This is a genomic window from Pseudoalteromonas sp. BMB (assembly GCF_001709235.1).
Taxonomy (GTDB): domain Bacteria; phylum Pseudomonadota; class Gammaproteobacteria; order Enterobacterales; family Alteromonadaceae; genus Pseudoalteromonas; species Pseudoalteromonas maricaloris.
Map to the genome: position 1 here is coordinate 77133 of NZ_MBQA01000105.1, position 20485 is coordinate 97617.

The 20485-nt window shown below is 43.5% G+C and carries 17 protein-coding genes; 8 read left to right on the forward strand and 9 right to left on the reverse strand.

The features are described 5' to 3' along the window. Positions 1-16: 16 nt before the first annotated feature. Together BB427_RS07845 and BB427_RS07850 are read right to left on the reverse strand one after the other, a co-directional pair. Positions 17-1384 (reverse strand): MFS transporter, encoded by a 1368-nt coding sequence (locus tag BB427_RS07845; RefSeq protein WP_069020142.1) that lies wholly within the window; start codon positions 1382-1384, stop codon positions 17-19. Positions 1385-1523: 139 nt separating this feature from the next. After that, positions 1524-2270, reverse strand: coding sequence for a substrate-binding periplasmic protein (locus BB427_RS07850; protein ID WP_039492948.1), 747 nt, complete (start codon positions 2268-2270; stop codon positions 1524-1526). Between the two features lie 180 nt (positions 2271-2450). Here BB427_RS07850 and uvrA point away from each other — a divergent pair, with 180 nt between their 5' ends. Both uvrA and BB427_RS07860 read left to right on the forward strand, forming a co-directional pair. Beyond that, positions 2451-5273: an excinuclease ABC subunit UvrA gene (gene uvrA, locus BB427_RS07855; RefSeq protein ID WP_010605951.1), complete on the forward strand. Its 2823-nt coding sequence runs from the start codon at positions 2451-2453 to the stop codon at positions 5271-5273. A 50-nt stretch (positions 5274-5323) separates the two neighbouring features. Then, positions 5324-6418: a hypothetical protein gene (locus tag BB427_RS07860; RefSeq protein WP_069020112.1), complete on the forward strand. Its 1095-nt coding sequence runs from the start codon at positions 5324-5326 to the stop codon at positions 6416-6418. Here the strand turns inward: BB427_RS07860 and BB427_RS07865 are convergent. Then, positions 6399-6797: an acyl-CoA thioesterase gene (locus tag BB427_RS07865; protein ID WP_069020113.1), complete on the reverse strand. Its 399-nt coding sequence runs from the start codon at positions 6795-6797 to the stop codon at positions 6399-6401. The genes BB427_RS07860 and BB427_RS07865 overlap by 20 nt on opposite strands. A gap of 29 nt (positions 6798-6826) precedes the next feature. Between BB427_RS07865 and BB427_RS07870 the strand changes: the two genes are divergently transcribed. Continuing rightward, on the forward strand, positions 6827-7528 hold the full coding sequence (locus BB427_RS07870) for a 2OG-Fe(II) oxygenase (protein WP_069020115.1): 702 nt from the start codon (positions 6827-6829) through the stop codon (positions 7526-7528). A gap of 231 nt (positions 7529-7759) precedes the next feature. Here BB427_RS07870 and BB427_RS07875 read toward each other — a convergent pair whose 3' ends face one another. Continuing rightward, positions 7760-8128, reverse strand: a complete 369-nt coding sequence (locus tag BB427_RS07875; protein ID WP_069020117.1) for a YacL family protein — start codon at positions 8126-8128, stop codon at positions 7760-7762. Between the two features lie 62 nt (positions 8129-8190). Between BB427_RS07875 and BB427_RS07880 the strand changes: the two genes are divergently transcribed. Further along, positions 8191-9135 (forward strand): AEC family transporter, encoded by a 945-nt coding sequence (locus BB427_RS07880; RefSeq protein WP_254663603.1) that lies wholly within the window; start codon positions 8191-8193, stop codon positions 9133-9135. A gap of 3 nt (positions 9136-9138) precedes the next feature. Here BB427_RS07880 and BB427_RS07885 read toward each other — a convergent pair whose 3' ends face one another. Further along, complete coding sequence (locus tag BB427_RS07885) at positions 9139-9366, reverse strand: hypothetical protein (protein ID WP_010376621.1); 228 nt, start codon at positions 9364-9366, stop codon at positions 9139-9141. 220 nt (positions 9367-9586) lie between these two features. Here BB427_RS07885 and BB427_RS07890 point away from each other — a divergent pair, with 220 nt between their 5' ends. Then, a complete protein-coding gene (locus BB427_RS07890) occupies positions 9587-10900 on the forward strand; it encodes a short-chain fatty acid transporter (RefSeq protein ID WP_069020124.1) in 1314 nt (437 codons plus the stop codon). A gap of 30 nt (positions 10901-10930) precedes the next feature. On the opposite strand, the gene BB427_RS07895 is transcribed toward BB427_RS07890, so the two are convergent. Continuing rightward, positions 10931-11941, reverse strand: a complete 1011-nt coding sequence (locus BB427_RS07895; RefSeq protein WP_069020130.1) for a metalloprotease — start codon at positions 11939-11941, stop codon at positions 10931-10933. A gap of 210 nt (positions 11942-12151) precedes the next feature. On the opposite strand from BB427_RS07895, the gene BB427_RS07900 reads away from it, so the two are divergent. Further along, positions 12152-13360, forward strand: coding sequence for an EAL domain-containing response regulator (locus BB427_RS07900; RefSeq protein ID WP_045990536.1), 1209 nt, complete (start codon positions 12152-12154; stop codon positions 13358-13360). Here BB427_RS07900 and BB427_RS07905 read toward each other — a convergent pair. Further along, on the reverse strand, positions 13344-14471 hold the full coding sequence (locus tag BB427_RS07905; protein WP_175401262.1) for a hemolysin family protein: 1128 nt from the start codon (positions 14469-14471) through the stop codon (positions 13344-13346). The genes BB427_RS07900 and BB427_RS07905 overlap by 17 nt on opposite strands. 166 nt (positions 14472-14637) lie before the next feature. Between BB427_RS07905 and BB427_RS07910 the strand changes: the two genes are divergently transcribed. Both BB427_RS07910 and BB427_RS07915 read left to right on the forward strand, forming a co-directional pair. Beyond that, positions 14638-17091, forward strand: a complete 2454-nt coding sequence (locus BB427_RS07910) for an alpha/beta hydrolase family protein (protein ID WP_069020134.1) — start codon at positions 14638-14640, stop codon at positions 17089-17091. A gap of 224 nt (positions 17092-17315) precedes the next feature. Further along, the gene (locus BB427_RS07915; RefSeq protein WP_017219015.1) at positions 17316-18011 is read left to right on the forward strand and encodes a response regulator transcription factor; all 696 of its coding nucleotides are present in this window, start codon (positions 17316-17318) and stop codon (positions 18009-18011) included. Positions 18012-18054: 43 nt separating this feature from the next. Here BB427_RS07915 and BB427_RS07920 read toward each other — a convergent pair whose 3' ends face one another. Both BB427_RS07920 and BB427_RS07925 read right to left on the reverse strand, forming a co-directional pair. Further along, complete coding sequence (locus tag BB427_RS07920; RefSeq protein WP_069020136.1) at positions 18055-19575, reverse strand: YifB family Mg chelatase-like AAA ATPase; 1521 nt, start codon at positions 19573-19575, stop codon at positions 18055-18057. A 17-nt stretch (positions 19576-19592) separates the two neighbouring features. After that, positions 19593-20207: a trimeric intracellular cation channel family protein gene (locus tag BB427_RS07925; protein ID WP_039492969.1), complete on the reverse strand. Its 615-nt coding sequence runs from the start codon at positions 20205-20207 to the stop codon at positions 19593-19595. Positions 20208-20485: the final 278 nt, after the last annotated feature.

The following is a 20485-nucleotide window of genomic DNA, read 5'->3' on the forward strand; positions in this document are numbered from 1 at the left end:
GCATTGTCTCCTCACACTATGACAAGCCCAGCACTTGCTTGGCTTGCTTCAAATCAAAAATTTTATCATCTACTTTTAGGTAGCTACGATTCTCATCTCTCACTACCGTGGCCTCAAGTACCCCAGGTAATGAAACCAATTGGTCTGCCAATTCCGTCGCTTGTTGCTCATTTTCTACAGCAGAAACTAAGCTGATCGCTTTGCTCTTGGGTGGCACTTGCATGCCCCATGCGATAACAAACCATATTACCCCAATAATGGCCGTTGCGGCAAATATCGTATCGACCGCAAAATTTTGTGCCAAGACACCACCCAAAGCACCACCTATAAATGCGCCAAGAAACTGGCCAGATGAAAAGACTCCCATCGCCGATCCCTTTTGGTTTGCTGGAGCTATGCGAGAAACCAACGCAGGCATAGTTGCTTCGAGAAAATTAAAGGCAATAAAATAGACCAGCATTGCACCTGCGATCACCCAAAGTGAATCTACAAAGCAATACAAAGTAACCGAGCTTACCACTAACATTGCAATAGAAAGCAAGAATGTCTGCTTTTCTTTTTGTTTGCGGATCGCCACTATCATCATCGGTGCCATCAAAATAAAGGCGAGTAAAAATACCGGAATATAGAGTTGCCAATGCCTATCTGCTGCAAGGCCATCACGGATCAACTGACCAGGCAAGGCTACAAAAATTGTAGTCAGCGTCAAATGCAATAGCAACACCCCAAGATCAAGCCTCAGTAACTGTGGGTTTTGCACCAAGCGACGAATATCTGCAAAGCTTGCAATTGTGTCGCCTTTTGGGGCTTTATTTACCGCATTTGGCACCATAAAGGTAATGATAGCGATACCTACAATTGCTAATACCGCCGTCAGCCAGAAGATCCCTGCGATACCAAAAGACGCTGCAATCATTGGTCCTAATAACATGGCTACAGCAAAGCTCATACCAATGCACATGCCGATGACCGCCATAACCTTCGGACGCTGCTCGTCACGGCTCAAATCCGCAGCAAGCGCAAGTAACGCACTTGCAATCGCGCCCATGCCCTGTAGGGCTCTACCAAATGTCACCCAATAGATTGAATCCGCTAATGCCGCGATAACGGATCCTAATGCAAATACCAACAACCCACCAATGATGATTGGCTTGCGGCCGAACTTATCAGACAACCAACCCATAGGTATCTGCAGTACAGCTTGAGTCAAACCATAAGCACCAATAGCCAAACCAATCCACAGTGGCGAGACATCCTGTAAAGACTGGCCGTAAACAGCTAACACAGGCATCAGCATGAACAAACCAAGCATGCGGAAAGCGAAAACGCCAGCAAGAGAAATCGCGGCGCGCTTTTCAGTTGGGTTTAAAGAGTCATTAGACATAAGGCGGTATTCATCACTATCGAAAATCACGCGCAAGTTTAACAAACTCTTTTCTTAACTTACACTAGCGCGAACGGATCTTTGCAATGCGATTGTTACCATCATGAATTTGAGCAGCTTACTTCGAGAGAAAAAAGCGCTAGTTGACGCCGTACTTGGCCGTGATCTGAGCTAATTTTCCGCTACGTTTAACCCGTTCAAATGCTTGACTCAAACGCTGCAAACGCTCGCTCGAGGTGCGTGCCTTGCTAAAGGCAAAATATACTGGGTTTTCGTTAATAACCAACGAGCTAATCGCAAACTTTTCAAAATCAGGGTTATTTTTACTTTGATACAGGATGTTGAATTTTTCTTCTAAAAACCCTGCTATCCGTCCTTTTTTGAGCAAATTCAATTTTACCTGATTGTCGGGTACATAAATAAATTGTGTTTCACTGTCGGTACGACGCGCAAGGCGAGCTGTAAACGCCTCACCGTAATAAGCATTACGCTGAATAGCGATGGGCTTTGACAGATGGAATAACGACTCAAGTGAGTCAAGCTGATGAGGCTCGCCTGAGTTCATTGCAAAAACAATGGTTTCCATGCGTTGGGGACCAATAAAATACGCAAACTGTTCACGTACTGGTGTTTTTGTGACGCTCAAAATAAGATCGATGTCGCCCTCCTCTAAAAGCTTCAGCGCCCGACCCCAAGGAATACTTACGAAACGATAGCTACACCCCGCTTCATCTAATAAGGCTTTAGCGAAATCAACATCCATACCGTGCCAAACAAGGTCGTCATTTAACTTAGACTGCGCCGCATAATTCTCAAACCGCACCACCAGCTCACAGGCGAACACATTTTGGCAAAGCAGCGCCAAAAGCAATAAAAGTCGATACAAAATCAATATCCCAAGTTGATCGGTTTAATAAGTTTAGTTCGTTTAGCAGAGATAACTTAATTTTGTATTCGGGATGCGGTAATCTGTTCACTTCACATCATGCTTTGACTGATCCAGGTTTCAATATAGTGGATTAGTATCGCGTACTCAGTACAGCGCACGAAAAAACACAAGGGTCGTATGGATAAAATAGAAGTTAGGGGTGCCCGCACCCACAATTTAAAAGACATTTCACTCACTATTCCAAGAGACAAGTTGATAGTGATCACGGGTCTTTCTGGCTCAGGGAAGTCGTCTTTAGCATTTGACACCTTATACGCAGAAGGCCAGCGTCGTTATGTCGAGTCTTTGTCTGCGTACGCGAGGCAGTTTTTATCGCTGATGGAAAAACCAGATGTGGATCACATTGAGGGCTTGTCTCCCGCGATTTCCATTGAGCAGAAGTCGACTTCTCACAACCCACGCTCAACCGTGGGAACCATTACCGAAATATACGACTATTTAAGATTACTCTTTGCTCGAGTGGGTGAACCGAGATGCCCTACGCATGATTTACCGTTAGCCGCACAAACCATCAGTCAAATGGTTGATACTGTGTTGGCGCTACCCGAGGGTAGCAAACTCATGCTGCTTGCACCGGTGGTGAAAAACCGTAAAGGTGAGCACGTAAAACTGCTAGAAGAGCTTGCGAGCCAAGGTTTTATTCGTGCACGTATTGATGGCGAGGTGTGCGATCTCTCAGATCCACCAACGCTAGAGTTACAGAAAAAACATACCATAGAAGTCGTGGTGGATCGTTTTAAAGTCAAAGCAGGGCTTGAGCAACGGTTAGCCGAATCTTTTGAAACCGCGCTTGATTTGGCTGATGGCATTGCGCAAATCGCCTATATGGATGATAGCGACGCAGACGAACTGATCTTCTCGGCCAACTTTGCCTGTCCAACTTGTGGCTATGCCATGAGCGAACTTGAACCTCGATTGTTTTCTTTCAATAACCCCGCAGGTGCGTGCCAAAGCTGTGATGGTTTGGGGGTAAAGCAGTATTTTGATCCCAAACGTGTAGTGCAAAACCCAGAACTAAGCTTGTCTGGTGGTGCAATCAAAGGGTGGGATAAACGCAGTTTTTACTATTTTCAAATGCTAAGCTCAGTTGCCGAGCAATATGGATTTGACTTAGAAACGCCATTTCAGGATCTGCCGAGTAAGTTTCAAAAAGTGGTATTAGAAGGCTCAGGCAAAACTAAAATCGCGTTTAAGTATCGCAATGACAGAGGCGATCTTATCACCCGCAATCACGAGTTCGAAGGCGTGTTAAACAATATGAATCGCCGTTATCGGGAAACGGAGTCAAGTTCAGTAAGAGAAGAGCTCGCCAAATATCAAACCAGCCAAGCGTGTCCTAGTTGCCATGGCTCACGCCTGCGCGAAGAAGCGCGCCATGTGTTTATCGGCTCGACTAACCTGCCAACCGTAACAACGATGAGTATCGGCGAAGCCAGTCAATTTTTTATCGACTTAGCACTCACAGGCCAAAAAGCACAAATTGCGGACAAAATACTCAAAGAGATCCGCGATCGTTTATCTTTCTTGATCAATGTAGGCCTAAACTACCTCTCTTTGGAGCGTAGTGCTGATACTTTATCTGGCGGTGAAGCTCAGCGGATCCGTCTTGCAAGCCAAATTGGCGCAGGTCTCGTGGGGGTAATGTACGTACTGGATGAGCCTTCAATTGGTCTACATCAGCGTGATAATGACCGGTTACTTAAAACACTCACGCACTTAAGAGATCTTGGCAACACCGTGATTGTGGTAGAGCACGACGAAGATGCCATTCGTGCAGCCGATCACATCATCGATATCGGTCCAGGCGCCGGCGTACACGGCGGCTATGTCGTCGCTGAGGGAACTCGCGATGAGATAATGCAAAGTAAAGACTCATTAACGGGTCAATATCTCAGTGGCGAGAAATGCATTGAAGTTCCAGCGCAACGTCATCAATGTGATGACAAGTGGCTTGAACTTAAAGGTGCAACGGGCAACAACCTAAAAAGTGTCGACTTAAAAGTGCCTGTTGGTCTCATGACCTGCGTAACTGGGGTATCTGGTTCGGGTAAATCTACCCTCATTAATGACACCCTATTCAAGCTTGCCCATCAGGAATTAAACGGTGCAACAACGCAAGAAGCTGCACCGTATGAATCAGTTCATGGGCTAGATCACTTCGATAAAGTTATCGATATTGATCAGAGTCCTATCGGTCGCACACCACGTTCAAACCCTGCAACTTATACAGGGATCTTTACTGCTATCCGTGAACTATTTGCGGGGACGCAAGAGTCGCGTTCACGCGGTTATAAGGTTGGCCGCTTTAGTTTTAATGTTAAAGGCGGTCGCTGTGAGGCCTGTCAAGGCGATGGAGTTATCAAGGTAGAAATGCACTTCCTGCCGGATGTCTATGTTCCTTGCGATGTCTGTACTGGTAAGCGCTATAACCGTGAAACACTGGAAGTGCTGTATAAAGGTAAAAATATCCACGAAGTGTTGGAAATGACCGTTGAAGACGCTCGAGAATTTTTTGATAAAATTCCCGCGATCAATCGCAAACTACAAACTTTAATGGACGTTGGCCTCTCCTACATTCGCTTAGGGCAAGCCGCCACGACCTTGTCCGGTGGTGAAGCGCAGCGGGTTAAGCTCGCTCGTGAACTATCAAAACGAGATACCGGTAAAACACTCTACATTCTCGATGAGCCAACCACAGGTCTGCACTTCCATGATATTCAGCAGCTACTCGCGGTATTACACCGTCTACGCGATCATGGTAATACGGTGCTGGTTATCGAGCATAATCTAGATGTCATCAAAACCGCGGACTGGATTGTGGACTTAGGTCCAGAGGGAGGAGCAGGAGGTGGTCAAATACTCGTCTCAGGTACGCCTGAAACGGTGGCTGACTTTGCGGCTTCGCATACAGGTAAGTACCTTAAGCCCTTATTGTCTTAATTTCTAAAAGTCTCTATTATTGGTGCATAATAATTACAAATTCACTTATTATGCATCAACTTCTCGCGCCAAAAAACTTAACCGCATACCTAGCAAGACTGCGCTTTTCCATCGGCCAATTTTGGCAAAGCCTAACGCTGGCTCAACGCTATTATTTGGTCAGTTTTATCATTTTCATGTTCAGCTTGAGTGAAACTGAAGATGATAACTTCACTGCTTTTTTGATCTTAATAACCACAGTAACGGCGCTATGTTATGAATTCTGGCCAAGGATCATGACCTTTTGGGAAAGTGTGCCTGGTAAAGCACTAATACTGTTATTTTATGCCTTTATCGCCAACTTTGTGTTAGTGCAAGCTGATGGCCGTATCAATGATTTAACTGGGGTCAGCACAGATAATTTCCCTTACACACATAATTTGAGTGTGTTGCTGTCGTTACCTACTTGGTTTTTTATTACCAGTACCTTCTTATTAATTCTCGCGCAACTCTTTATGACCTGCTATGTCGTTGTACTTTTCCTGCTTAAACCATTACGTATAAAGCCTTTTTGGCATCAGAATCACTATCGTTATCCGGCAACAACAGCGATCATTAGGTTGATCATGTGTTTTGTTTTATTGGCGTTCTTGGTGCTTGGCATCGCTAAATCAGGTGCTTCAACCGCATTTACTGAGTTTTCTTCTGATTTCAAAGTAGATAAGGACGGAATTTCTTTCCAAGCCAACGCGAAAGAATCGCGCTCAGCAGACTCCGCAGAAGAAAACGAAGGAGCATCGGAAACTCAACCACAAGTGGCCGACATGAGTGGCGATACTCCACAACAAGATGAAGCACAGTCCACGGCAGATGAGCCGGAGTCGTTAACAGTATCTATTAATAACGATCCTAACCCCGATTTGCATGAGCAAGGCAAAAACTATAACGATGTGCTTAATCAAATACTGGCTTACTTTATCTTTCGCTTTGAGTCTGACGGAAACTCACGTTGTGAACATAGCGAAGGCAGTAATATTGTTGAATTAAACGATTATGAGATTTTAGAGATCATGCCGGATAACGCCGCGGAATACGGCTATACCTATACGGTAAAGCCTTGTATCTCAGCGGCAATTGGTCATCAGTTTAAACCACAGCAACCATAAAGGTGCCTAGCGCATCGCGCTCTTGCTGACTCAGCGGTTGAGATTGCTTAACCGCAAAGTCATATCGCACCATAATGGTTTTACCCTCAGCACAGCATTCTCCATGCTGCCAAGCCTGCTGCAAAATCACAAATGAGCTGTTGCCGATATGTTCAACAGCCGTTTTTATTTCGACTTCCTGACCATAAAATAGCTCTCCTTTAAAGGTAACTTCGACTTTAGCAACGATCAATTTCCACTCTTTTGGATTTAAATCTGGTGTAAATATTTTGAAAATAGGTGTGCGCGCGGCTTCAAACCACACAGGGAGTACGGTATTGTTGATATGTCCAAGCACATCAGTGTCGCAAAAACGCGGCATAAGCTTTTCAGACAGCATAATAACTCCAATAAAAACTAGGGAAAAACATGAGTGATTTTATTCGCGTTTACGATAACGCACTCAGCTCAGACTTTTGCGATGAATTCGTAAAGACCTTCGATCAAAGCCCACATTTAAAACAGGGGACTACGTCTGGTGGTGTCGACTTGAGTAAAAAAGTCAGTCACGACCTTTATTTAAATTCCTATCCTGACTATGCCAAACAGTTACAACACATTCAACAGGTTACGGCAAAGCACTTATTTGAATACCTTGAAGAACATTTCTTTATGATCATCGGTGCATTTGGACTTAAAGTGTATCACCCCAAAACTGGTGAGCCTGTCGATCTCACTGTGGATAACTTTGAAGAAGTCGGCGAGCCACAACTCCCGGTCCTTGCTCAACAGCTGTTTCGTTTGGGCGCTATCCAAGCTCAGCGCTATCAAATAAATAAAGGCGGCTATCCCTACTGGCACAGCGAAGTCTACCCTCAACATGACCATAATGAAGCCTTACACCGAGTGCTGTTATTTATGTTCTACCTTAATGATGTCGAGGAAGGTGGCGAGACCGAGTTTTATTATCAGCAGCGTAAAATTGCCCCAGTAAAAGGCTCTATGGTGATAGCGCCAGGGTATTTTACACATACACATAGAGGCAATATTCCGGTTTCTAATGATAAGTATATACTCACTTCGTGGGTGTTATTTAATAGAGCAGAGCAACTCTATGGTACACCCAAATAAGCTATCTCTATACTTCAGGGGCTGTTGAACTCAAGCATGCAAGATCAACAAGCCCCACAGAACTTATTTAACCTGAGGTTTGGATAAGGAATGAGCTAACTCACTGTTTTTTAATCACCTTAAACTATCTTCTTATCTAGCCAGAGAGTTTTGGGGATAACTCCGCTTCCGCGTCCTGCTCTCGCTAAGGTACCTACATCCTGTAGGCAAGGCGAATTTACGCAGCTCAGGTTATTTAACTTTGGTAAATTCAGCCCACTCTATCAGCATGGGTAAAAAATCTTCATAGCCACACACCGCCATCATACCCGACTCATCTAAAGCCAGCGCGTCTTCTTGGTACTGCGCTATGTCATCACTTTCATGAAACAGAGCGTGGCTTTCAAATAATGCTTCTTGCGGCGTGAACGTGGCGCGGATCTCTTTTCCAGCCAACACAAGCTCTTCTTTTTGATTTGGCAGGTTTTCAAGCTGTGTCAGCAGGCTGACAATACGCTCATGTGCAAGCTCTTCGCTCAGCCACCGACCTATCAACGCATGCTCGTCATTTAAGCGAGCTCGAAACCCAGAAAGTGGGTCACGAATAAACTGGTATTCCATCTTTACTTCTTAACTAAATCACCTTCTTTTATTATACCTAAGTGGCGTCCGCTAAGCATTCATTGATAGAATTACCTTTTAACCACTCGATTGTTGGTCAACGCATGTCGCCTGTTGAGATCTTATTTCCTCTCATCTTTATCGTTATTTCTGGTTTTTTGAGTGCAAAGATTGGCTTTATCGCCATCAATCAGCTTGATGGCTTGCGTACTTTTATCTTTAATTTATGTATTCCTATGCTGTTATTTAGCAGTATGGTTCAAGCAGATCTGAAAAGCCTCGCAACAGGCTCCTTGTTGTCATCCTTTTATCTCCCAGTCGCTCTGACTTATGCAGGCTTATACCTGTTTCTCTTTAAAGCGCAACATCGCTCAAAAGCAGACAGTGCAGCATTAGCATTAAGTGGCACCTACTCTAATACCGTGTTAGTCGGATTACCGATTATCCTAATGGCGCTCGGTGAGCAAGCCGCTGCCATGGTATTTATGATTATTACATTCCACAGTGCGATGCTGTTTTTTATGACTTTTTTACTGGCAGCAAGACACAAGCATAAGTTGGATATTGCGAAACCCCTGCTGTTAAATCCAATAGTGATAAGTATTACGAGTGGTTTGATATTAAACGTTGCTGGATTAAAGCTACCAAGCTTAATACTTGAAAGCTTTAGTTGGTTGGCAAAACCTGCCATTCCTGGGGCGCTATTTATTTTGGGTGCGAGCTTGGTACAGTATGGCGTGCGAGGAAAGTTACACGGTGCGATATGGCTAAGTGCAGTAAAACTGATACTACTACCGGGATTGGTTTATCTCTTTGCCACTTATTTAGGATTGGCAACTCAGCAAGTTCAGGTGGTGACTTTAATGAGTGCCTCTCCTTTGGGAGTCAATGCCTATCTTGTTGCTAGGCAGCTCGACAGCCAACAAGCAACACTTGCGGCTACCGTTGTGCTGTCTACTGTACTGAGCATGGTCAGCCTGACTGGGTGGTTATACTTTTTGGTATAACCGTTAATACCTAGGCGGCGTATACTTAGCAGCATCAATAATAGCCCACAAATGGAAAACAGCTGCAATCACAGGTGGAACCAATAAAAACCACAGTGCATACCCACCTACAACAACAATTGCGAAGATTAAAGCCGCCAATATACGACCTTGAACCAACTGACCAAGGCCAGGGAAAAAGACGTTACAAATCGCTGCAATTACATTACCACCAGAACCTTGTCCAGACATAGTTACCTCTCTTAGTTACTTAAAGTCTTTCTTTTTAATATATCAGATTTCATGCCAACCCTAACACTTTGATTTTAAAAGAAACCAATGAAGCTCATTGTTTTCTGTTCACTATAAGTTAGCCTAAACCACTAACTTTTAGCTTAAAGTTTAGCTATATTATGATGCGTAATTCAATCACTTTGATTTGCATAAAATAATAATGAAAACAGGATGTCTTATGCTTGGCAAGTTTACCACCCCGCTAACAAAATTAGTCGACAAGTATCTACCCGATCCATTTGTGATTGTGCTTTTACTCACTTTTTTGGTGATGGTACTCGCTACATTGTTTACTCCAGCAACACCTGTCATGGTGCTTGAGGCATGGGGTAATGGCTTTTGGAAGCTGCTTACTTTTGCGATGCAAATGTTGTTAGTTTTATTATGTGGTCACATGCTTGCTGTTACCCCTCCAGTAGCGAAAGCGCTAGACCGTATCGCAGGCCTAGCTAAAACACCCTCTCAAGCAATTATACTCACCACCTTTGTTGCGATGAGCGCCAGCTGGATAAATTGGGGGTTTGGCTTAGTAGTCGGGGCTTTGTTCGCAAAGGCCATCGCTCGAAAAGTGAAAGTTGATTATCGCCTGTTAGTGGCTAGTGCTTACTCTGGTTTTGTTGTTTGGCACGCAGGCCTATCAGGCTCAGTCCCCCTGACTATCGCAACTCCGGGGCACTTTAGTGAAAAGAGCATAGGTATTGTTACCACTTCAGAGACAATCTTTGCACCATTTAACCTGCTCATCGTACTCAGTATTTTTATCGTTTTACCACTTATAAATAAACTAATGCTTCCCAAAGATGATGACGCAATTATTGTTGATAAAGAAAAGCTCATTGAACAAAGTAATGATATCAGTACCCACAATACTCCGGCTGCAAAATTAGAAAATGCCTCATGGCTTGGTATGTTAGGAGGAGCAATAGGTCTTAGCTACTTGGGCTTTTACTTTATATTTAATGCAGGCACATTGACATTGAATATCGTCATAGCCCTGTTTTTGTTCTTAGCCATGCTACTACACAAAACCCCTGCAAATATTCTCAATAGCCTACAACAAGCAATTCAAGGTGGTGCCGGTATCGTGGTCCAGTTTCCTTTTTATGCTGGGATCATGGCTATGATGGTCGAAACAGGACTAGCGCAACAAATATCTCAAGGATTTGTTTCTATTAGCAGTCAATGGACATTACCGCTGTGGAGCTTTTTAAGTGCAGGCCTTGTAAATATATTTGTGCCTTCAGGCGGCGGTCAGTGGGCGGTACAAGCACCAATTATTATTCCCACAGCAGAAGCACTTAATGCAGACATAGCCAGAGTCGCGATGGCAGTTGCATGGGGTGATGCTTGGACTAACCTGATCCAGCCATTTTGGGCACTCCCGGTACTTGCAATTGCAGGTCTTAAAGCCAAAGATATTATGGGATTTTGCCTGATACAATTGCTGGTAACGGGTGTAATTATCGCAACTTTATTGTTGCTCCCCCTGTAAGAAGGTGCGTAATGCACCTTCTTACACAGATTAACTTGATAAAATTTTCATTGGTAAGCTTAGGATTGGATTCTCTGAATCAGCAAAATGCATCATTACCGCAACATGACCTGTAATAACAACTATATACATAATGGCGCTGACCACTTGCCCATATCGGTCAAGGGGTAATAAGTGACTGTAATTACGGCCACGCCACTCAATCAGGATTTCAAAACTACCAATCAAAATGAATATCACCAGCAGGATTAAGCCAAAGGTGTAACTTATCCAAAGGCCGAATAATACTCCTGCCATACACGCCAATAACCCCACCCAAGAGCGCATTGAAAAGCTTATACTTTTTAGAACATGCCCACCATCTAACGGCAAAATGGGTAGTAAATTGAATAAGTTCAACAGCGCACTTAACACTGCAACACCAGCAAAGATTTCCATCTCTGTCGCATAATACAACACCACTCCAAGGATTGAGGTTATCAAACCAAATGCCGGTCCCATCAACGAAATAACTACGTCTTGCCAGCGGGTCGTGATCTTATCGTCACTTACAGCCAGGCCACCAACGAAAGGGATCAAATAGATGCCTTTTGTTTTAATCCCAAAATAGCGCATCGCGCGGACGTGGCCATATTCATGAACGACTAAACAAGCCACAAGCATAAGCGCAAACTGCCAAGAAAATAGCCATGCGTATCCTGCCACGGATGCACCAGCCAAGGCAGCTTTAACCACCTTTGCACTTTTAAATAACTTTAAGCCCAATGCTGCCAAACCAAATAAGCTGCGTTTTTCTTTAGGTGTTTCAGTGCTCACTTCGAGCCACTGAAGTTCAGCTCCATTTACTGCAATACCAAGCAACCCCTGAGGTAACTGCTCTGTATTTACCGCCAGTGCTTGTCCATCAATGGTCGCGAAAATGCCATTATGTTGCTCTTCAAAGGTAATCGCTTGCTGCTCGACAAAAAGCTGTACTACTTGTTGTTGGTTAAAAAAGATAGATACCGCTTTGTCCGCTAGCGAAAGCTCGACTCTATTCATATTCAGATCCAAAGGTCATTTGGGGCATTATCGCTAAAAGCGTCCGCTTCATAAAGTGCTGTCGAAATCTGAATTAGAAAAATGCAGGCAAAGTGTCATTATTGCGCTTCAAATTGAGTAAAAATCACCTTTTAAAGCATTTTGAGATTTGAGCACTTTAAATTATTTGTACTAGACTTTAAGGAGGTAAGGTATACGAAGGAATTGTTAATGTCATTAGCAAAACATCGGATAATGGTAGTAGATGATTCACCCGCGATCCTCGTCGTAATGCAAGCTATTATGACTGAGCTTGGCATTGAGCATGTCACAACCTGCTCAAGTGCGGTGAATGCTGTAGAAAAAATACGGCAGACTCCTCATCAATTTGACGCCATTTTTACAGATCTCAATATGCCCGAAATGGATGGCATGGAGTTTATTCGCCAACTAGGAGAGCTAAGGTTCTCTGGCGGCATTATTATTATTTCCGAAATGGACGAAAAGATTATTGATCTAGCAACCAACCTTGCCAGACAGTCCAATGCGCATCTTATCGGCAATATTTCCAAACCCGTACAATTGGTTGATGTCGAGCGCATGCTCAAAAAAATGGAGACGTATACCACTGTTAAACGTAGCCGTATTGAAAAGGTGACCGAAAGCGATCTTTTGCACGCCATTAGTCACAATGAAATTACGCCTTACTATCAGCCAAAGGTTCACCGTGGTGACAAAAAGATAAAAAGTGTCGAAGTGCTTGCCCGTATTGTGTCTAAAAATACCGAGCAGGTCATTTTACCGGATCATTTCATTGGTGTGGCCGAAGATACCGACCTAATAAATATCATTACCTTTCAGCTTTTTGAAAAGGCAACGGACGAGTTTAAAGCAATCAAATCTGAACTCAATTACCCGATTAAACTGGCTTTTAATTTATCACCTGTGCAATTAAATGATTTAAGCTGTCCAGATAAATTGGCACTGATTCTAGAAATAAACCGTTTAAAGCCTAGTGATATCATTTTAGAAATTACCGAAAACCAACCGATGAATCAGTCTATTCAACTGGAAACAATGAACCGGTTACGGATCCGGGGGTTTGATATTTCGTTAGACGACTTTGGTACTGGATTTACCAATATTCAGCAGTTAAAGTCTCTGCCGTTTACTGAGATCAAAATCGACCGCTCTTTGATAACCCATGTGGAATCCGATCGCTTTTCACAGGTACTTATCGACAGCTTAATCGACATCGCACAAAATCAACAGTTAGACATAGTAGCTGAAGGTATAGAGCGGATTGAAGAGCTACAATACCTTGACCGCTACAAGCATAGCCTATTAATGCAGGGTTTTTTAATCAGCAAACCTAAACCACTAACAGACCTAGTCGGGTGGATACACTCTTGGCAGCGCATGATTAATTCGAATCCTTAACCTCTGGAGAGGGCGTTTCCTCTCCATCACTTTGCGTTTCAGACTCTTCTTCAGCTTCGTCGCTGTCTTCAATCAAATTATCATGATTATCTACTCGCTCTCGCCACTTTTGCTTAGCAGCAGCTTGCATATTGGTGGTTTGCTCTCGCTCATCAACAATATCCATCCCCATTAATGATTCGAGCAAATCTTCTAATGTCACTATGCCTTGTACATCGCCATATTCATCAATGACAAGCGCAATGTGTAGACGCTTTGCCAGTAACGCTTTGAATAACTCTGGCGCAGCTAGTGTTTCCGGTACGGTATAAAGAGGGCGAGATAGCTTACCAATTTTATATTCTTCTCCAAGCCTATGATAAGCAAGCATAATGTCATTCTTGTGTACAAAGCCGATGATGTCATCTGTGTTTTTATCGAATACCAACACCCGAGAAAAGGCAACCGAACCATGCTCAGACAAATACTCGTGTACTGTCATATCTTTATGCACTTTAAATAGCACCGTTCTTGGTGTCATGATGCTTTCGAGTTTGGCGTGGCGAAAGCGCAACAAGCTGCGAATGGTTTCAGTCTCGTCCTGATGCAGTGCACCAGCTTCAGAGCCTATTTCCGCCATCGCTTCGATTTCTTGACGAATATAGTGAGCCTCATCTTCTTTACGGCCTATCACTTTTGTTAACTGATCAGACATCCACACAAATGGCTTCAATATTCGAACTAGCCATACCAACACACTTGAAACGATAGGTGTTAACCCGCGCCAATAAGTCGCCCCTAAGGTCTTCGGAATGATTTCTGACAGTACCAAAACCAGTAGCGTCATCACTGCCGAGGCTATACCGACAGCGGCATCTGAAAATACCACAGCAGCTTGTGCGCCAACCCCTGCAGCACCGGCGGTATGCGCAACGGTGTTTAACGTTAGAATGGCAGATAAAGGCTGGTCAATATTGTCTTTAAGGCGTTGAACTCGCGATGCTAATACATCATTGTCTTGCTTTAAGATCCCTATATGGCTTGGCGTAATACTAAGTAGCACTGCTTCCATTACCGAACAGATAAAAGAGATAGCTATTGCCAAAAACATGTAGGTTAATAATAAAACCAAGTAAATTCTCCTCTTTATTCAACGCTAAGTGTTTGCTTAACCGCGTACGTTATGTTGCTCATCAACACAGACTATTAAATTTAGGACGTCTATCGCAGCAATACAACCGGTTCAAAATACTATGATATAGTTTTATCATATAATTACCTACAATAGGCGCAAATAAATGAAATTACGTACAGCCGTCACTCTACTATTTACGGCAGTCTCAGCACAACTTTCAGCAAGCCCATTAGACGAATCAAAAATACAATTTTTGGGTCCCATCGCAGGCGAATCAACAATAAAGCCAGCGGATACAGCTCATCGCGATGCAATTATTGAAAACCTGCTATCATCATTACAACAAGACGCCAAACAGGTAACGCTATTCAATAATGAGAGCAAATGGCAAGCACTGAATAAAGTATCTCAATTAACGATACCTGGACTACAAGCTCTGAAGTTTAATTTCACTACTGAACGCTTTGTCTCAGGTAAACTCAAGCTTGAGGGCATTGAGAAAGCCAAAGTGTTTCTAAATGGAGAGCCGGTCTCCGGTGTTAAAGAGGTTCAGCTTGATGTCGTCAAGGGCGATCATCAAATCCTCGTTATCGCTGAGCAGGTAAATGACTGGAATAAAGTTGATCTTAGCTTTGAAGGTGAAGCAGCGCATGACGTTATCACGCTAACAGAAAAACAAACCAAAGCGCTGTCTGCAAAGCAATTGTTTGATGCTCCAACAGTGAGTGCTATCTCACTTGCACCTAACGGCGAATATTACATTTCTACCGTACGCCACTACGATGATGAAAAAGGCAACGCAGCAATCACCGAAACAGCTTTATACAATGAAGATGGTGACATACTTTACAGTTTCGATGGCATGAGTGCAACTAGCTTTGCATGGCGTGATGACAGCAGCAAACTCACCTATTTAGAAGACAATAAAGCTTACGTCCTAGATGTAAAAACCTTTAAACGTACTCAAGTTGCTACTAAGCTCAATGGCGCGAATAGTATCGAGTTTTTTGATAATGACACGCTTATTTTTACTTGGACCAACAGCGGCAAAGAAGAAGGCAAACTGACTAAACATTATCAAGGATTAGAAGATAGATGGTCATATGCTCGCACCCAATCGCAAATCTTCTTACTCGATATCAAAAGTGGGCTACTTAATCCTGTGACCATTGGCGCGCAAAGCCACAGCTTGGCCGACTTTGACGCACAAGCAAACACAGTTTTAGCAACGCGTAATAAGCAAGACTACGCGCAACCTCCTCACATGTTGACAGAGTTAATAGAAATCGATCTATCAAACAATCAGCAAAGTGTCATTGGCCAGTATCGTACATTTAGTGGCGCTCAATACACTAAAAATGGTATTTACGTAACTGCAGGTCCTGATTTTGCCGAAGGTGCGGGGCGCAACTTACCTGAAGGTATGCTCGCGAATAACTATGATGGCCAACTCTATTGGATAGATCGCAAAGGCCACAATGTAAAAGCACTGAGTAAAAACTTTGACCCAGCCATAGGCAGCTTCACCGTACTCAATAATGGCGATGTGGTACTGAAAGCGACTGACCAAGATCGTCAACAGCTTTTCTTCTTCGACGAAAGTAAGTCCACTTTCAAACGCTTAAACACCGGACTGGATGTTGTCACGAACTATTCAGTGTCTAGTGAACGTAATCCAGAGATCTTATTCACAGGAACTACTGCATCAACTCCACAGCAGTTAAAAACCATGTCTGCCTCAGATAAGCGAGCTGACACGCTCTGGGACTCAACAAATATCGCATACCAGAATGCAGAAATTGCCAACCTAGAAGAGTTTAATTTTACTAATACTGAAGGCGTGGAGATTAAAGGCCGCGTGTATCTACCTCACGATTTAGACAAAGCTAAAAAATACCCAGCACTTGTTTATTACTACGGTGGCACTTCTCCAGTGACTCGTGGCTTTACAGGGCGTTACCCATTTAACTTATGGGCAGCAAAAGGCTATGTTGTTTATGTCTTGCAACCAACTGGTGCGACAGGTTTCGGTCAGAAATTCTCAGCAGAACATGTCAATGCTTGGGGTGAACACACCGCTAACGATATCATCTTGGGTACCAAAGAGTTTGTGAAAGCCTACCCTTTCGTTGATGACAAGCGTTTAGGTAATTTAGGTGCTTCGTACGGCGGCTTCATGACTATGCTGCTGACAACAAAAACTGATTTATTCTCAGCTTCTATCTCACATGCTGGTATTTCTAATATTACTTCATACTGGGGCCAAGGCTGGTGGGGTTATTTGTATTCTGGCGAGGCCTCAAAAGGAAGTTTCCCCTGGAACAATCCAACGCTTTACTCGCAACATAGCCCGGTATTTAATGCAGACAAAGTAACAACACCATTATTGTTAATTCACGGTGACGCGGATACCAATGTGCCGCCAGGTGAAAGTCACAATATGTATACCGCATTGAAGATCCTTGGCCAAGATGTTGAATTGGTCGAATACAAAGGCGCAGATCATCAAATTTTTGCTCGTGACCAGCGCTTCCATTGGTGGAACACCATGCTGGCTTATTTCGACAAACATTTAAAACAAGAGCCACAGTGGTGGGAACATCTATACGGTAAGTAATCAATGCTAGGCGGCACGATGTGCCGCCTTTTTGTTTAGCGAAGCAGCAATCAAACACATCATTGTATATAATTTAATAATAAAGCTAGGTTTCCCTTGATCGAACTAGGTTGTCAGGTTAACGTGCCAGATACAGAGTTGTAAGAATTCGTTTCATGCACTTCCAAGCAGCGATCTCTCAGTGTTATATTAACGACAATTAAACAACAATTAACAGTGAAAACATGAGCATAAAGGTTTTATTAGTTGAAGATGATGAACTCTTAGCAAAGCGACTGTGTAGTCACTTTGAAAATACCGAGTTCAGTATCACTGTAGACAATACAGGGGCTACTGCGCTTGAGCTTATTCAATCTCAAACCCAAAACCCATTTGCACTTGCTATTGTTGATGTTGTTTTACCCGCCACCGATGGCCTGCAACTTGCGAAAGAGATTAATACCTTATCAGACCTTGGTGTCATCATGCTTTCCAGTCGAGACTCTCAAGCCGACAGAATCGCAGGTCTTGCGCAAGGTGCTGATGACTACGTTTGTAAGCCTGTTGATACGCTTGAGCTTGAACTGCGTATGCGTGCCTTATACAAACGTTTAGTTGGTAATAAAGACGATGAATCGGAAGAGTTTATCGAATATGCTGACTTTAAACTACACCCTGATAACCGTACCTTAATCAATCAACATGGTATTGAGTCTCGACTTACCGAAGCAGAGCATAAAGTATTAATTTGTCTTATTTCCAATGCAGGAAGGGCAACATCCAGAGAGCGTATTTCAGAAGACATTGGGCAACCTGATTGGAGCCCAAGTGACAGAACGGTTGATGTCTTAGTTGGCCGACTACGCAAAAAACTCGGCGATGAAAAAGAGCAAAAACGCATTGTCACGGTTCGTGGTAAAGGTTATATGTTGTCAGCTTAATCTTTACCAATAATACGCTCCCTCTCTATTGAAATGCCGATAGCTAATACTGTGTTAACTGAGCTAACAACCTCTCCAACGCGCGATAACTAAGCGCTTCCTTTAAATGTGATAAGCCAATATTAGGTGTAGAGCTCAGATCTGCAATGGTACGTGCAACCTTGATTATTCGATGATATGAACGTGGTGATAGCTTTAGTTTTTCTGCTGCCTTTGCTAGAAATAAGCGTTCAGCATCAGCAAGATAGCAAATATGATTTAGCTCTTTTACACTCAGTTGGTCGTTACATTTTCCCTGACGTGCTAAAGCTGTTTTATAGGCCTGTTCCACCCTAGCCCTTATTGTCGAGCTAGACTCACCATCATGCTGTGACTGTAGTTCTTCCGTTTTTAGACGAGGTAACTCTACTTGTAGATCTATTCGGTCTAAAAATGGACCTGAAATCTTAGCCAAATAGCGCAATACTTGATCTGGAGACGCTCTTTTGTCAGTGTAACAACCTGTAGGACTGGGATTTAATGCTGCGATCAGTTGAAAGTTTGCAGGATAATCAACTTGCCGAGCTGCGCGCGAAATCGTTACCATGCCCGTTTCCATCGGCTCACGTAATGAGTCTAGTACCTTCCTATCAAATTCTGGTAACTCGTCCAAAAATAGAACACCATTATTTGACAATGATATCTCTCCGGGCTTAGGGTTCGACGAGCCTCCAACCAAGGCTACCGCAGAGCAAGTATGATGTGGAGCTCTAAAAGGCCTTGTTTTCCAGTTTGATTGGCTGATTGTTTTTCCCAGTATGGAATAGATAGAAGCTGTTTCTAATGCCTGATTATCCGTCATTAATGGCATTATCGTGGGTAGACGCTGAGCAAGCATCGATTTTCCAGTGCCGGGTGGACCAAGAAATAAAACGTTATGCCCACCGGCCGCGGCTATTTCTAGCACTCGCTTCGCTCCCTCTTGTCCTTTCACCTCAGCCATATCCAGCAAACTCCCACCTGAAACTTGTATATTTAAATCGTCCGGGTAGAGTTGATTAAACATAAGTGATCGCTGGCCGCTTAAGCCTAACCATGCTGTACGCAAGCAACTTATAGCAACACGATTAGCATCAGCGGCAAGGCTCGCTACTGCATCGTTACCAGTTGGTAGGTAAGCAGTTCGCCCCTCCTTCGCTGCTGCAATAACAGATGGCAAAATCGCAGTGACCGTCCTCAGCTCACCATTTAACGCAAGCTCACCATAAAACTCTTTATCAGCAATAGCATGACTATCTAACTGCCCTGATGCAACGAGAACACCGAGTGCGATTGCAAAGTCAAAGCGGCCACCATCTTTGGGTAGATCTGCTGGTGCTAAGTTTACTGTGATACGCTGTTCTGGAAATAAAAAGCCAGCATTAACAAGCGCACTACGGACGCGTTCTTTGGCTTCTTTAACTGAGGTTTCGGGTAATCCAACAATACTAAAGGCAGGTAAACCATTGCTAAGGTGCACCTCAACAATTACCTCGGGTGCGGTAATACCAACTTGTGCTCGAGTAAAGACTCTTGCTAAAGACATCCATGTCTCCTGCTTACTTAATATTTATAGTTAAATACGTGTAACACCAAATGGTATCGCATAGCTGCTAATCTCAATAACAAGGTTGCCGCCATGGACAATACCATTACGTATTCAGTTGCCATGCCCAATTTAATTGCTTGAGTATAGACTACCCCGCCAAAAATGCAGGTGATCGCGTATAACTCTCCTTTTAGAAGAAGGGGGATTTCTCGAGCTAATACGTCTCTGATGACTCCACCAAAACACCCGGTCAATACGCCCATGATCACAGCTGTAGTATCAGGCATTCCAATACTTAAAGCCTTTTGTACTCCCATTACAGCGAAAAAAGCAAGCCCAATGGCATCAGCAACCTGCAGTACAGTTCTTGGGATATTTTGATGCCGATTTAACCACCATATACTCACAGCGACAGCAAATAAAATAGCGTAAATATAGCTAGTATCATGAAGCCAAAAAACGGGTTGATCTAAAATCAAGTCTCGTAATGTTCCCCCCCCGATACCAGTTACAGTCGCAAGGACAATCACACCAAAGCCATCCATATGTTTACTATGCGCAATTAAGGTTCCCGAGATCGCAAAAACCATAACGCCCAAGAGATCAAACCAATGATAGAGTTCTGACATTTCGTAATTAGTTGTGAAACAAAAGCAAAATCATAACGAAGATCTCACACAAAAGGTAGTGGGATCGCCGATATTTACAGTTTTCAATGTGTTGAGAAAGTGACTTTATGAAATATTTAGGATGAATACTTGCGGGTAAACTACCTCCCACCATGTTGCACTGTGGTGGGAGTAGGAGCGCATTTACTTAGGTTTAGAAAACCTCGCGATGTGTTGATTGGCTTGCGAGGTTTTATATCCCTCAAATCTCTATATCCCAAACAGCAAAAAACCCGTCG

Excerpts from the sequence above, each read along its gene's own strand:
- BB427_RS07915 (WP_017219015.1), top strand. The coding sequence starts at position 17,316 with ATGAGCATAAAGGTTTTATTAGTTGAAGATGATGAACTCTTAGCAAAG.
- uvrA (WP_010605951.1), top strand. The coding sequence starts at position 2,451 with ATGGATAAAATAGAAGTTAGGGGTGCCCGCACCCACAATTTAAAAGAC.
- BB427_RS07860 (WP_069020112.1), top strand. The coding sequence starts at position 5,324 with ATGCATCAACTTCTCGCGCCAAAAAACTTAACCGCATACCTAGCAAGA.
- BB427_RS07895 (WP_069020130.1), bottom strand. The coding sequence starts at position 11,941 with ATGAATAGAGTCGAGCTTTCGCTAGCGGACAAAGCGGTATCTATCTTT.
- BB427_RS07875 (WP_069020117.1), bottom strand. The coding sequence starts at position 8,128 with ATGGAATACCAGTTTATTCGTGACCCACTTTCTGGGTTTCGAGCTCGC.
- BB427_RS07870 (WP_069020115.1), top strand. The coding sequence starts at position 6,827 with ATGAGTGATTTTATTCGCGTTTACGATAACGCACTCAGCTCAGACTTT.
- BB427_RS07900 (WP_045990536.1), top strand. The coding sequence starts at position 12,152 with ATGTCATTAGCAAAACATCGGATAATGGTAGTAGATGATTCACCCGCG.
- BB427_RS07865 (WP_069020113.1), bottom strand. The coding sequence starts at position 6,797 with ATGCTGTCTGAAAAGCTTATGCCGCGTTTTTGCGACACTGATGTGCTT.
- BB427_RS07845 (WP_069020142.1), bottom strand. The coding sequence starts at position 1,384 with ATGTCTAATGACTCTTTAAACCCAACTGAAAAGCGCGCCGCGATTTCT.
- BB427_RS07925 (WP_039492969.1), bottom strand. The coding sequence starts at position 20,207 with ATGTCAGAACTCTATCATTGGTTTGATCTCTTGGGCGTTATGGTTTTT.
- BB427_RS07885 (WP_010376621.1), bottom strand. The coding sequence starts at position 9,366 with ATGTCTGGACAAGGTTCTGGTGGTAATGTAATTGCAGCGATTTGTAAC.
- BB427_RS07890 (WP_069020124.1), top strand. The coding sequence starts at position 9,587 with ATGCTTGGCAAGTTTACCACCCCGCTAACAAAATTAGTCGACAAGTAT.
- BB427_RS07920 (WP_069020136.1), bottom strand. The coding sequence starts at position 19,575 with ATGTCTTTAGCAAGAGTCTTTACTCGAGCACAAGTTGGTATTACCGCA.
- BB427_RS07910 (WP_069020134.1), top strand. The coding sequence starts at position 14,638 with ATGAAATTACGTACAGCCGTCACTCTACTATTTACGGCAGTCTCAGCA.